This is a genomic window from Rossellomorea sp. H136 (assembly GCF_056838065.1).
Window position 1 is genome coordinate 3,617,467 of record NZ_CM166371.1, and the last position, 13,155, is coordinate 3,630,621.

Consider the following 13,155-nt stretch of genomic DNA (forward strand, 5'->3'; position numbering starts at 1 on the left):
TTATTTCTCCCATAGCTCAATCAGTCTACCTTCAGGATCTTTAATCCAGATAAACGTCCCATATTCACTAACCTCTTTTTCCTTTACAAGAGGTACACCAACTTGTTCCAGATGGTCAATCGTCTCGTTTATATTATAAACTTGGAAATTCAACATCACTTGCTGTTCTTCTGGGAAGTAAGGGTCATCTTGAGTAAAGAAAGAAAAAATGGTTTCATTTCCTGATTGGGGTTTAATAATAGTCCCATTCCAATCTTCCATTTCAATCTTCAACACTTCACTGTACCATTTCTTTAAAACATCCAGGTTTTTAGTCCTCCAAAATATTCCCCCGAAACCTTTTATCATCATAATAAACTCGCTCCCTTCTCTAATTCCTTTCATTTTCCGATTAAATTAGAAATTCAAGAAATAAAAACAAATTCCTTCTTCAATCATCCGATAATTGAAGAAGGCAATATCCGTTATGTATATCGTTTTCATTTATTTATTAGATTTAAGGTTCGCTAATAGCCCACATGGTTTTTGAATGCATCCCATTGAATTTTAGTTCAACTTCACCAGATTCTTCCATACTTCTTGTTTTCGGCAATATAGATTTAGGAAAAGTTTTGAAAATAGATTAGAGGAGATCTCCAATCTTGCTAGAACTTATTTATAGATAGTAAATAGAAAAGGGGAAGATAAGAAGTGATTGATCAACTAATTCCGGCTATTATTGCTTTTATATTAGTCTCCGTTTTATCCCCGCTATTCATTGGGCTCTTACGAAAATTAAAGCTCCTGCAACCGATAAGAAAAGAACTTCCTTCCAATCATCAAATAAAAAAAGGTACTCCATTAATGTTTGGAATTATTCTTTTTATAGGAATGATCGTATCGTTATTTTTTTCACCAACGCCACTAATGTATTTTTTGGTGATAACGTACATTCTATTTAGCTTTATTGGTTTTATGGATGATTTTTGGAAAGCGTCACGCCAAGATCCTGGAGGGGTATCGGGAAAGACAAAGCTCTTTTTCCAATTTCTTTTTACCGGGGCTCTGCTTTTCTATGTGATGAACGAACTCGGAATAGACACTACGATTAGTATTTATCAAGATCTCTCTTTTGATCTTCCAATAGTGGTCTATTTCATTGTGATCACCTTGTTTGTTGTCGGTTCTGCAAATGCCATTAATTTCACAGACGGCTTGGACGGCCTTTTAGGAGTTGTCGCCATCCCTACCTATTTTTTCTTTTTTATGATTTCAGACAAATCAGAGGTCCAGCTTTTTTGTTTAATCATGATTGGGTGCTTACTCGGTTTTCTCATTTATAATATTTTTCCTGCCAAAGCTTTTATGGGGGATACAGGATCATTAGCGATAGGGGGCTCCCTTTCTTTTCTTGCCATTATCGAAAAAGTTGAGATTCTCATCCCTGTTTTATTCTTTATCTATTTTGCTGAACAGCTATCAGTTATAGTACAAGTGGCCTCATTCAAACTTACACGTAAACGCATCTTCAGAATGACACCGATTCACTATCACTATGGTTTAAAATACGGGTGGTCAGAAACGACCATTGTAACAGTCTTTGGGTTTGTTTCGTGGATTTGTACGTTTATTTGTTTCGCTTATTGGAAGTTTGTTCTTTTCCCATAAGGTATATAATGAAAAAAATTAAAGGAACTTCGATTTTCAGAAGTTCCTTTGGCAATTTGACTGAATCCACCTATAGTTCAGACCAAATGAAAAGAGTCTTTAACCATCCCACTGAATTTTTCTTGTTCTTCTAGATGAGGTGAATGGTTACTATTTTCGAATATATAAAATGTTGAATTGGGAACAAGATTGAAAATTTCTTCTGAATAAACAAATGGACATTGAGAGTCGTATCTTCCACAAAAAACGATTGTCGGGGTTTTTATTCTTGAAATGTCTTCTCTGATATCATACGTTGGCAGTTCGGTGTAAGAATAATAATCTAATCGTTTTGGAATCACTTTTCCACTGCTAGGCTTAGAAAAGTATTCATCATATTTGCTTGGGTCAATCAATGACATTTCCGTCCATTCCCTGCCTGCTTGTACACGTTCTTCTTTTGTTGCATCATCGGATTTAAGGATGGAAAATACCTCTTTTAATCTGTTGTTTAGAGGATTTCTATCACTATAAATACTTTCCTGATGTTCTACGTATCCATTTGTAGCTGAGGCTCCACCTACAATTAACCGTTTAAGAGAATTGGGATGATCAGTAGCATAAACCAGCCCTAACATCCCACCTGTGGAATGTCCTGCAAAATTCCAGCTATCATAACCTAAAGCAGATCGGATAGCTTCTAAATCCTCGGTTGTTTCACTCATACTTAACTCAACTTCATCACTAATCTCTGTAGAATTCCCCGTTTCTTTCAGGTTGACAAGGTAAACTTTAAAATCGTCCACAAACCGGTCAGCAAAGTGGTAGCCACGCTCGTTAAACTCTCTATATAGATGAGTCACACATAATGGTTCTCCATTTCCCGCCTCAAAGATTTCGAAATCTCCTCGTTCTGTTTTAATTATTTTTTGTTTCCACATGATTTTTCCCCCATGCACCCTTCACGGCCGTTAACTGAAAACAAGAAAAGCCAGAGAAGAGCTATTAATTTAACTGATATTTAACTAAATTGTTGTTTTCTTCTCCAAAGAAGAAAACGTATTGGGTAAGTTCATAGATTTCTCCTTCATAGGATTTATACTTGCTATCTATTAGACGTTAGTCAAAGAGTGAAAGTTTCGATTTCTTCAATTTAACTGCCGAAAATTGAAGGGCAATAGCCGGAGATCAATTAGGTGATCTTCAGTTATTGCCCCCATTAGTTTAAATATGAAATTATTCAGACAGAAATTCCTCCAACAATAATGAAATAACTAATATTCATTGTTTCTTATGTACCATAGTAAGAATTCCAATAAAGATTATCATTCTATTGATACTCAAGCTTTTCTTTTATATTTTCGATTTCATTCATCTTTACCCTGAAAGTTATCGGAACCCAAATATCGTTCCTTGATCAACCTTCGATGATGCATCTCATGACCAGCAATAATGTACCCAATAGCAAGTGCGGTCATTTCGGAGCCATTTGCTTTTCCACTCTGGAGCAAGGCTTCTTCATCCAAGCTACTAAGAAGGAGAATGGTATTTTGGCGGACAAGAGATTGATGATGTAAAAGCTCCGGTAAGGAAAAACGATTAAATTTGCCCCTTTTCACGTACTCGTCTTCGTGATATCCTGGCAGCATCTCCTGTTCTCCTCTCGCAATACAGAGAAGGCGGTAGCACATAATGCGCTCCGTATCAGTTATGTGGCCTATGACTTCCTTGATTGTCCACTTTTCCGGAGCATACCGAAACTGGGCCATTTCATCTCTTAAATCTTTTAACAAATTCATGGTTTCCTTTTGTTGAATCTCAAGAATCTGGAGCAGATCTCCATCTGGTACATTGTTCACATAGCCCTTGTAATATGAAGCATACTCGTTTGCTTCTGGCTTACTTAGCATAGCTTCTCCCCCTTTTGTATGTCGTTCACTAACTTGAAACGTAACTGTGTACTTCAACAGCAACTATTTCAAATGCCTTTAATCCTTGCAATGATTTTTCTCCGCAAAAAAGCGCGAAGTGAAATAATTGCGCCACTTAATCATCCCGCAATTCTCTAAGCAGTTGGAAAATCTGCCCCCTATGATGTGATTCATGTTCGATCAAATGGTAAACCACCCACTCAGGTGAGACATCATACTTTTCAAGTGTCCTCAATTTACGCCAATCCGTTAAGTCCATTGAACGAAAGTGGGAAAGAAATACTTCACGCACCTTGTTAAGACGGTGAAAATGCTCTTCTAGACTTTGTGCTTCAATATGGGTTAATGAGCCGTTATCAGAACTGACGTTATAGGGAAACAACGATCTTATTTCCGGATCCCATTCAGTTCCAAGGACTTCTACATATAACCAATCCGCCTCTACCAGTGCGATGTGATATAACAATGAGCCAATCGTTTGTCTACCATCCCTTTTTGTGTCGAGGGTACTTTGGCTGATACCAGATAATTCTTTCATAAGAGTACGGCGAACATCCTCTAAACACCACAGCCACCGACCAATTTCTTCTTCGTATCCCGGTAACGGTGAAACTTGCAAAGATTTTCTCTCCAACAAAATCACACTCCTCTTTAGGTGATTAAATTCTATTTAGAATCGTTTTTTCCTCTTTTAAATAAAGAAACAATCTCTTTTGCAACAAAACATCCAATTAAAAAGGTGCATTTCTTGATCAAGAAATGCACCTTTTGGTTGTAGCAATCACACTCAAATGTCAAAGCTCAGTTTTCTTTTCAACAGAGTTTCGTTTATGCTTCTCATTAATAATTTTTTTGTTCAATATTCTCACTTCTCCAACCATCAATAGTCTCATGTCCTCTACAATATATTCAGCCAGCTCTTGATCAGAAATGTCATCCCCATCGATATCAAGACGGAATTCCTGTCCCTGTATCCCTCCGCCATTTGTAAAATCTATTTCAAAGTCAAACTGAACCCGTTTATCCATTTGAATCCTCCTTCAGTTTGGTTAATATCTTCATTTATAATAAGAATTCAACACAAAAAGGTGAAACCTTTTTGAATAAGGCTCTTTTCGTATAGTTTGTTGCTATTGTAGAGGAGAAAGTAATGGTTGATTTCCGCTACAGGATGCTCGCTTTCCGCGGGGCTGGCGGTGAGCCTCCTGATATGAACGAAACTGTCAATACTCATATCCTACATCGATTTGGAGGCAACTTTAAGAAGAGAAGCTCCTTTCGCTTCTTCTCTATATGTTGCGTTAAAGCCATTACTGGCTAGACTTTTTCCTTCTTTAGCTTACTGACCACTTCTCACCTCATCAAATAGCTGTCAAGTGATCTTCTTGATAGCTATTTGATGAGGTGAGATACTTATTGAGCTAAAGAAAATGAATTTTTCCTCCTTACTTTTTTTAGAATAGAAGGTAAGAACACGGCACGAAGGCAAAAATTCTACTGCGGTTAGCACTCTGATATTCGTGGGTTTTCACATTTTATCTTTCCGTATAAAGGACTGATCCACTAACTCGGGTCGTGCGTTAATCTAAATAGATATAGCACAGAGGAGGCCACGTGGGTTTTCCTTTCCGGTTTTTCTCTTTGCCTTCGAGCCCTATTCTCATTCTTCTAAGGGGTTACCTTACTCTTCGAGCTACGGGAATACGTTCTTTAATTTGTTTTCGGTGTTTCTTCTACTTCTTGCATCACTGCCCAAATAAAACCTGCCAATTCTCTGGCTACAGCCGTTATGGCTTTACCTCCTTCTTTCCCTCTGGATAATAAACGATAATACTTCTTATGAAGTCGATTTTGTGCTTTCCAAGAGATCGCTTGAATGGTAGGGGATTGGCCACTCTGTCTTCGTTTTAATTCGCCCTTGACTGCTGGTTGATATCGATAGCTCCAAGCTGATTCCACCAACAACCTTCGAACGTGTCGATTGCCTGTTTTGGTAATGTTCCCTTGCATGCGCCTCTCTCCACTAGAATATTCACTAGGAATTAATCCAACGTAGGCCATAAATTCGCGAGGGGTAGAAAAACGTTTGAAAGATCCGACTTCAGCTACAATACTTGTCGCTGTGACAAGCGCAACTCCTCTTAGTGCTTGAAGTGCTTGTATTTTCGGCGCCTGGATTCCTTCATTCGCATAGGTTCTTATTTCTTCTTCTAATCGTAGGACCCTTTGTCCCAACTCTTTCAGTTGGTGATAATATTCTTGAAACACCACCCGTAAATGAGGATTTTCAAATTTTAATGTATCCAGCCACTGCATATATTTTACTGTCCATTTTCTCACTCCTGAAGGAGGATTGATATTATTTCGTAGTAAAAATTTACTTAAGCGGTGTTTGGACCTTAACTCATCTTCCTTTGCGTCTTCTCGACATCTGACAAGATCCCGCAGTGCCTCATCTTCTTGTGTCGGTATATAAATAGATGTTAATTCACCGGCTCGGAACAACTGTGCGAGCCGAATAGAGTCTCTACGATCTGTTTTTATGCGCTCTCCTGGTCTTTGAGGAATAAGAGATGGGGCAATGACCTCACAGTAAATCCCTAAGGTTAGAAATAATCGATATAAGGAATAACCTGTCGGCCCTGCTTCATAACACACTCGCACTGTCTCTGAACTTCCTATTTTCTTTATCAATTTCTTCACAGCTTCCGGGGTATGAGGAATCATTCCCCAGTATCTCGGTTCTTGTCGTCCTTCATCCGCTATCGCGACAGCAATTTTTTCTTTGGATACGTCTAAACCAACGTATTTTATGGTATCCTTCATAGTAACTAGCTCCTTCCGTAATGTAGCTCTGATTTGGTTTTTGTTTTTACTTCAGAAACAGTCTAACCAAATTAACCTACGATGTTACGAGTAAGGAGCTAGTTTTCGTTCATGATAACTCGGCTGCGCCTCCGGGGTCTCACCTGCCCAGCTATTCCCGCAGGAGTCGAGCATCCTTCCACTCCAATCAACTTTCTAAGCATGTATCCTTAATGGAAAACAATAAAAACAAGAATTTTAGCAAACAATCTCATTTAAGATAAGTAGAGATTGATTTTCCTTTTAAGGAAGAAGAATTATTTTTATCTAGTTACCTTGCATTCTTGCACACCTTGAAGCTCTGTCATGAAAATTCTGTTAAAGATGGTGAGGGGAACTGCGCAGACTCCTGCGGAAGTACTGGCGTGCCCCCGGAAGCGAAGCTGAGGAGGCTCGGCCGAACGCTAGCTGCACAATCGGAGCAGTTCCCCTCACCATCCAGCATAAACTGGCCTCCATTTAAACATGCTTGGATTTGATACTGTTATTATGTTATTCACTTTGTCTACTATTCCTGTACCTCTCTTTCTTCAACTCAAAGTACTTATCCATGACTCTCTTAGAAATTGTCTTATTAATATAAGGATCATGATTTTGATGCGACCATGGTACTAATACTGAAATAGCTACTTCTGGAGAATCGAATGGAGCATAACCAACTAATGAAGTATTGTATGTCGGAACAGCTTTATCCATTTCAGGTCCTTTATAAAAAGCCTCTGCGGTGCCTGATTTAGCTGCAGCTTCATAAGGAGCGCTTTTAAAATTGTTAGCTGTTCCTTGACTACCATGAGTTACTCTGTAAAACCCTTTTTGTACTTGATGAATTTCCTCAGGTGATGCATCAATTCGATTTAATATTTCGGGTTTACTTTCATACAACAGAGTTCCAGCCTCATCTATAGATTCTCCAGGATTTCTAATTTCTTTCATAATATGAGGTCTTATACGATTACCGCCATTAGCAATAGTAGACACATATTGAGCTAATTGCATGGGAGTGTATGTATCGTATTGACCTATAACTAAATCTAGCAAATAACCAGGTTTCTTTTCTTTTCCTTGAAATCCACTAACTTCTCCAGGTAAATCTATTCCAGTTGGTACCCCCAAACCGAATTCATTAAAATTATTTCGTATGATATCAAAAGAATCAGAATTGAAATCAACAGCTTCATTAGGCACGTAATTATCTCCACCAATACGAAATGCTATTTTCCACATGTAAGAATTAGATGATCTTTCCAATGCTAGCAAATCACTCATATCGATTTTTTGATATTTATTAAACCAGGACGTTTTTGGTTTTGTTCCTCGAATATAAATTGGTTCATCTATCATCCTTTCTCCTGGATATAAGTTATTCGTCATATACCCAGTTAAAACCGTAGCCCCTTTGACAGCTGAACCAGCTTCATAAGACGACGTAAAGGTACCTAGTGAGTAATCGTTCAACTCATATTTACCTGTCTCATTATTTTTTTCATACTTTTTTCCAACCATCGATAAAATTTCACCAGTAAACGGATCCATCATAACTACAAATGCTCTATCTAAGTATGGTGACTGACCAGACTTTTTGACTTGGGATGCAAGTTCTTCTTCTACAATTTTTTCAATTTCTTTTTGTAACTTCATATCAATTGTTAGTACAAGATCTTTACCTCTCGTTCCCTCACTAACAATTCTAGATTCTATGACTGCACCATCTTTTATAGTATTTTCTATCTTTTTCTTTTGGCCTTGTAAAATGTCTTCATATTGATATTCGAGATAACTTTTTCCCACTCGATCATTCAGTGAATAGCCTTGAGCTTGATAATTAGCTTTTAATTCTTTCGGAAGGCCATCTTTAGCTGAAGAAACGTTTCCAAATATTGACCGTAAAGTGTTATCATGCACATAGATCCTATCCCAATCTGTAACTACATTAACTCCAGGTAATTTATTTATGTTTTCACCAACTTTAGAAATCTCTTCGACAGAAACATTTTTGTTTTTTATTATTTGTGGAGATAAAGCATAACCAGTATTCATATTAATAAATATTGATAATACTTGTAACTCATTTTCACTAATAGAATTTATGGCTTCTTTAGGTATACGGTCCAACTGCATTTTATATACTTTTTCCTTTTTTTCTTCCTCACTCAGAACCTCAGCTTCATTAATAGCATTAATTTCTTTTGGAGAAAGTAGTTTCGTAGATTTCCTTGGGTTTTTTAATATCCAAAAATCCCTTAAATGACGATCCGTTATATTATCTGTATCCACGCTTATGAATTTAGATAACCTTTCCGCTACTTTTATCATCTCTTGAGATGTTGTAGTAGGTGTTTTTGTGTAAGTTATTGCATTTAAAGCTTTGTTGTCAACAATAACATGGCCATTACGATCATAAATTTTCCCTCTAGGAGTTCCTATTTTCACAGATATACCTTCTGTTCTGTCTACTTCATTTTTGTAGCTTTCTCCGCTTACTATTTGAACAAGTCCTAGTTTTATGATTAACAAACTAAACAAAAGAAAAACCGCAAAAAAGAGATAATTCATCCTAATAGGGACATGATTCTTATTCTTTCTCTTCACATTTTCAATCCTTTCCATTAACTCGCCTTTAGACCATTTTTGGAAATGTCTTAGCTTACAAAGAATGAATTTATCTATACTTAGGAATAAAAGATCTTGATAAAAAAAGAAATTTACATTGTACAGATACTTCCGGAATTTTGGCGTAGCGCGTTAAAGCATATGGCCCAATACCAGAGTGCTCATCATCCATACGAATCTCCCATAATTTTCAAGAAACAAGTTTTTCAACTAAACTTCCTCTATAAAAAAAGCAGAAGATCGCCTACCATTTCTTTAACAATTGCCCTATTCCAGTCGATATAAATAAAACCGCCTCTATACTATTGAATAAAGGCGGTTAATCTATGAAGTTACTTTCCTATTACTTTAGATAATGCTTCAAAGATGGGGGCAACCGCTTGCTTATTTTTTCTGCAACTGTTTAATCGCTATTTCTGTAGCTTTGGCAATCAGTTCATCGTCGTACTCAGCGTCAGCTTTTTCACGACTGGAGAGTACGGCTAGGATTATAGGGTAACCATCTGGTGGCCAGATGACGGCGATGTCATTGCGAGTACCGTAAGAGCCTGCTCCGGTTTTGTCCCCAACTATCCATCCTTCAGGTACACCTGCACGTATCAGGGCATCGCCTGTAGTATTGCGTTTCAACCAGTCATTCAGCAAGTTCTGCTTCTCCTCAGGGAGAGCGTTACCGAGTGTGAAAGCCTGCAGGCTTTCAGCAAGTGCTTTAGGCGTGCTTGTATCTCTCGTTTCCCCAGGCTCTACATTGTTCAGGTCCGGCTCGATTCGATCGGGTTCGGTCACATCGTCACCTATTCCTCTAAGGACTTCCATAAGCCCTTTCGGACCTCCGATGGCTTCAAAGATAAGATTCCCGGCCGTATTGTCACTGTAACGAATAGAGGCATCACTCAGCTCCTTTAAGGTCATCCCCGTATCCACATGCTTCTCAGTGATGGGGTTATAGTTAACCAAGTCCTTCTCCGTAAAATGGATCTTTTTATCAAGGTCATCAATCGATTTTTTCTTTAGAAGTGCTCCTACAGCCAATGCCTTGTGTGTAGATGCATAGATGAAGCGTTCATCGGCACGGTAGGAAACAGATTGATTGCTTCCCGTATCGAGTGCATATACCCCAAGTCTTGCATCATATTCCTTCTCAAGCTCCTTAAAACCGAAGTCTGTCTCCTTCTCCTCTTTTGAATCCGCCTCACTCTGATTACTTGAACAGCCCACAAGAAGCAAAGCTCCCAGTGCCAACGTCCCTACAACCTTCTTCATTTTTAACAACTTCATACGAATCCCTCACTTACAATTATTGATGGAATCTGCTTTGAGTTCACAACAAGACTACACCTGTAGTCATATACTACAATTGTAATCTTATGGTGTCAATTTCTTTTTTTAGGTTTAACGTCAACTAATGGGGTGAAAAGAATTTTTTTCACCCCCTATCAATTACGCGACATATGTGTGATAGTATTTTAGCTCGAAGCCCTGAACAAGAGTTTCTCATCCATTTCCTCCAACTACGATACCGTACCTTCTTTAAAACTAGGAAAAATTATGTTAGTATTCACTATGCACGAAGCTCAATTTATACTTGTTTCTCAACAATTAGTAAAGACTTGATAATCTCTTGCATTTTTTTGTATTTTTAAATTGTGTAAGAAAATATTATAGAAATTGATTTCATCAAATAGTATATTGACAGAATAAAGAGATCACTTTACAAAGGAGGAAAAGAATGATGATCTTGCCTCAAATGTTAATGACGTTCGGGCTATCGACGATCACCATTGCCGTAATCTTTCTTGTCCGACGTTTCCGACTGTCGGCCGCCTGGCGCTATCATCTTTGGTTTTTGCTTATCGCTGTGCTGACCCTTCCGTTTTTGCCAAAAGAATGGATTTCATCTCGAAAACAGGCAAACGTGGGAACTGGGAATTCATCCACCTTTACGTCTGCCGGAGGGTCCCAAGGGAACCCTGGGCTTGACGGCAATTGGATGCAGGATTTCGGTACATCGGTGAATCAATACGATTATTCGAATCTCAATATGATTTTCCTCCTAATCTGGGTGGCAGGCATCGTCACTTTCACCTTTTTCTTTCTCCGCTCGCATTTACAGTTGAACCGAATTGCAAGGACAGCCAAGAGGGTAAGAAATACAGATATACATTCCCTGTTCGAAGCATGCAAAAGTGATCTCGGCATTCAGAAAAAGGTCTCACTATTGGTCTCTTCTCGGGTTCGATCACCGATGATCTTCGGGTTCTTCAGGACCACCATCCTGATTCCTAAAGAAATGGAGCAGCATATGTCCTTGAACGAGCTAAGATATGTGATTCTTCATGAACTCCAGCATGAGAAAAGCCATCATACGAAAGTCAACTACATCTTCCTTTCCTACCAGATTTTATACTGGTTCAATCCTTTCATCTGGATAGCCTTCAGGGAGATGCGGGTGGACCGGGAGTTAGCTTGTGACGATGCAGTTCTTCATTCCCTCGAACCTGTCTCTTATAAGGAGTATGGCCAAACCATTCTTTCCTTCTTCGATCAGCAGCATCCTGGTTTTTCCACCTTGACGAATCAGTTGTCAGGTTCGAAAAAACAGATAAAGAGACGGATCACCCATATCGCATCTTTCCGTAGGAATTCTCGTCTCAGACTCATGAAAAGCATCGCACTCTTTGTTGCAACCGCGCTCTTTGTGTCAATGCAGATGCCCTTTTTCACGCTTGCATCCGCAGATGAGGATTATTATGATATTAAGGATCAGAAGATTATCACTGAGGGCTTGAACTTGAACACCTATTTTGACGGAGAGGAAGGAACCATCGTCCTTACCAGCTTGAAGGACAAACAATACCATATCTACAATAAGAATAAGAGCAGACTGAGGGTGTCGCCTGACTCGACTTATAAGATCTATAGCGCTCTGATCAGTCTTGAGGAGAATTCCATAACACCTGACGATTCATCTATTAAGTGGAGTGGCGAACCAAATGAATATAAAGAGTGGAACAGGGATCAGACTCTTGATACGGCAATGAAGCATTCCGTCAACTGGTACTTCCAAACCCTCGACAGGACGATTGGCGAAGACAAGCTGGCAGCGTATCTGGAACGGCTTGATTACGGAAACAAGGATCTTTCAGGTGGGGTCGGTGAGTATTGGCTTGAGTCTTCCCTAAAAATCTCGCCTGTGGAACAGGTTAGATTGCTGCGCAGCTTCTATACAAATGAACAGCACTTTGACCCCGTTAACGTCGAAACTGTGAAATCGGCCCTCGCCCTTGAAGAAAAAGGGGACGCAAGGCTGTATGGTAAGACTGGGACAGGCGTCGTCAACGGTGAAACTGTGAATGGATGGTTCATAGGATTCGTAGAAACCAATGAGGACACCTGGTTTTTTGCGACAAATATTGACGATGCCAGTGGCAGTAAAGCTGCAGAAATCACCATGTCGATATTAAAAAATATAGGATTGTATTAAGATAAAGCGTTCGAAAGGGCGTTAACTGCTGAGGGGGAGATATTAAAATGTCAAAAGAAATGCCCAGCATTACCGAAGCGGAATGGGAAGTGATGAAAGTCCTCTGGAAGAAATCGCCCCTAACGGCGAACGAGGTCTGCACCGCCATCCAGGAGTATGAAGATTGGAAACCGAAAACGATCCGCACGTTGCTTGACCGGCTAACCCATAAACAAGTCATCGCAGCCAACAAAGACAAGCGCATTTACACGTTCACACCGCTCTACTCTGAGCACGAGTGCCAATGCGCTGAAACCAGATCCTTAATCGACCGAATATACGGAGGTATAACTAAATCCCTTCTCGTCCAATTTATCGAAGACGAAACCCTGACCAAAGAAGAACTCAAGGAACTCAAAAAAATGCTCGACAAAAAAATCGATTAGAAGCAAGAAGCAAGGGGACGGTTCTTGTGCTTCCATGGGGAGCATAGGAACCGGCCCCTTGCTTCATAATAAAGGGCTTCACCTGCAAGTAAAGTGTTTTAGTTACGGAACTTTTTTATTTCATTGGGCTTCATACCATTCGGGAAAATAATCATCGAATTTTTTAGCACCTCTCGATATTTGGCACCAAGTAACCAAAGTTTTCTTCGATAAA

11 protein-coding genes are annotated in these 13,155 nt (G+C 39.1%); 3 read left to right on the forward strand and 8 right to left on the reverse strand.

The window, feature by feature from the left end; translation table 11 throughout:
- Entirely contained in the window at positions 1-348 is a 348-nt protein-coding gene (locus ACYH0O_RS18495; RefSeq protein ID WP_482632611.1) for a VOC family protein, read from the reverse strand.
- 342 nt (positions 349-690) lie between these two features.
- Here ACYH0O_RS18495 and mraY point away from each other — a divergent pair, with 342 nt between their 5' ends.
- Positions 691-1,647 carry a phospho-N-acetylmuramoyl-pentapeptide-transferase gene (gene mraY, locus ACYH0O_RS18500; RefSeq protein ID WP_482629826.1) on the forward strand — a complete coding sequence of 319 codons (957 nt, stop codon included), beginning with the start codon at positions 691-693 and terminating at the stop codon, positions 1,645-1,647.
- 77 nt (positions 1,648-1,724) lie between these two features.
- Here the strand turns inward: mraY and ACYH0O_RS18505 are convergent, their stop codons facing one another.
- The 7 genes from ACYH0O_RS18505 to bla form a co-directional block, all read right to left on the reverse strand.
- Entirely contained in the window at positions 1,725-2,567 is an 843-nt protein-coding gene (locus ACYH0O_RS18505) for an alpha/beta fold hydrolase (protein ID WP_482629827.1), read from the reverse strand.
- Between the two features lie 426 nt (positions 2,568-2,993).
- Positions 2,994-3,536, reverse strand: coding sequence for a DinB family protein (locus ACYH0O_RS18510; protein ID WP_482629828.1), 543 nt, complete (start codon positions 3,534-3,536; stop codon positions 2,994-2,996).
- 136 nt (positions 3,537-3,672) lie between these two features.
- Positions 3,673-4,191 carry a DinB family protein gene (locus ACYH0O_RS18515; RefSeq protein WP_482629829.1) on the reverse strand — a complete coding sequence of 173 codons (519 nt, stop codon included), beginning with the start codon at positions 4,189-4,191 and terminating at the stop codon, positions 3,673-3,675.
- 160 nt (positions 4,192-4,351) lie between these two features.
- The gene (locus ACYH0O_RS18520) at positions 4,352-4,585 is read right to left on the reverse strand and encodes a cyclase (RefSeq protein ID WP_482629830.1); all 234 of its coding nucleotides are present in this window, start codon (positions 4,583-4,585) and stop codon (positions 4,352-4,354) included.
- A gap of 682 nt (positions 4,586-5,267) precedes the next feature.
- Complete coding sequence (locus ACYH0O_RS18525; protein ID WP_482629831.1) at positions 5,268-6,383, reverse strand: IS110 family RNA-guided transposase; 1,116 nt, start codon at positions 6,381-6,383, stop codon at positions 5,268-5,270.
- A 531-nt stretch (positions 6,384-6,914) separates the two neighbouring features.
- On the reverse strand, positions 6,915-9,011 hold the full coding sequence (locus tag ACYH0O_RS18530; protein WP_482629832.1) for a peptidoglycan D,D-transpeptidase FtsI family protein: 2,097 nt from the start codon (positions 9,009-9,011) through the stop codon (positions 6,915-6,917).
- Between the two features lie 405 nt (positions 9,012-9,416).
- A complete protein-coding gene (bla, locus tag ACYH0O_RS18535; protein WP_482629833.1) occupies positions 9,417-10,310 on the reverse strand; it encodes a class A beta-lactamase in 894 nt (297 codons plus the stop codon).
- A 451-nt stretch (positions 10,311-10,761) separates the two neighbouring features.
- On the opposite strand from bla, the gene ACYH0O_RS18540 reads away from it, so the two are divergent.
- Both ACYH0O_RS18540 and blaI read left to right on the forward strand, forming a co-directional pair.
- The gene (locus ACYH0O_RS18540) at positions 10,762-12,516 is read left to right on the forward strand and encodes a BlaR1 family beta-lactam sensor/signal transducer (RefSeq protein ID WP_482629834.1); all 1,755 of its coding nucleotides are present in this window, start codon (positions 10,762-10,764) and stop codon (positions 12,514-12,516) included.
- A gap of 47 nt (positions 12,517-12,563) precedes the next feature.
- Positions 12,564-12,941: a penicillinase repressor BlaI gene (gene blaI, locus ACYH0O_RS18545; protein WP_149156116.1), complete on the forward strand. Its 378-nt coding sequence runs from the start codon at positions 12,564-12,566 to the stop codon at positions 12,939-12,941.
- The last annotated feature ends 214 nt before the right edge of the window (positions 12,942-13,155 follow it).

Bases quoted from the DNA above. Each gene is read 5' to 3' on its own strand.
- ACYH0O_RS18510 (WP_482629828.1), bottom strand. From the start codon at position 3,536: ATGCTAAGTAAGCCAGAAGCAAACGAGTATGCTTCATATTACAAGGGC.
- ACYH0O_RS18520 (WP_482629830.1), bottom strand. From the start codon at position 4,585: ATGGATAAACGGGTTCAGTTTGACTTTGAAATAGATTTTACAAATGGC.
- bla (WP_482629833.1), bottom strand. From the start codon at position 10,310: ATGAAGTTGTTAAAAATGAAGAAGGTTGTAGGGACGTTGGCACTGGGA.
- ACYH0O_RS18495 (WP_482632611.1), bottom strand. From the start codon at position 348: ATGATAAAAGGTTTCGGGGGAATATTTTGGAGGACTAAAAACCTGGAT.
- ACYH0O_RS18505 (WP_482629827.1), bottom strand. From the start codon at position 2,567: ATGTGGAAACAAAAAATAATTAAAACAGAACGAGGAGATTTCGAAATC.
- ACYH0O_RS18540 (WP_482629834.1), top strand. From the start codon at position 10,762: ATGATGATCTTGCCTCAAATGTTAATGACGTTCGGGCTATCGACGATC.
- ACYH0O_RS18525 (WP_482629831.1), bottom strand. From the start codon at position 6,383: ATGAAGGATACCATAAAATACGTTGGTTTAGACGTATCCAAAGAAAAA.
- blaI (WP_149156116.1), top strand. From the start codon at position 12,564: ATGTCAAAAGAAATGCCCAGCATTACCGAAGCGGAATGGGAAGTGATG.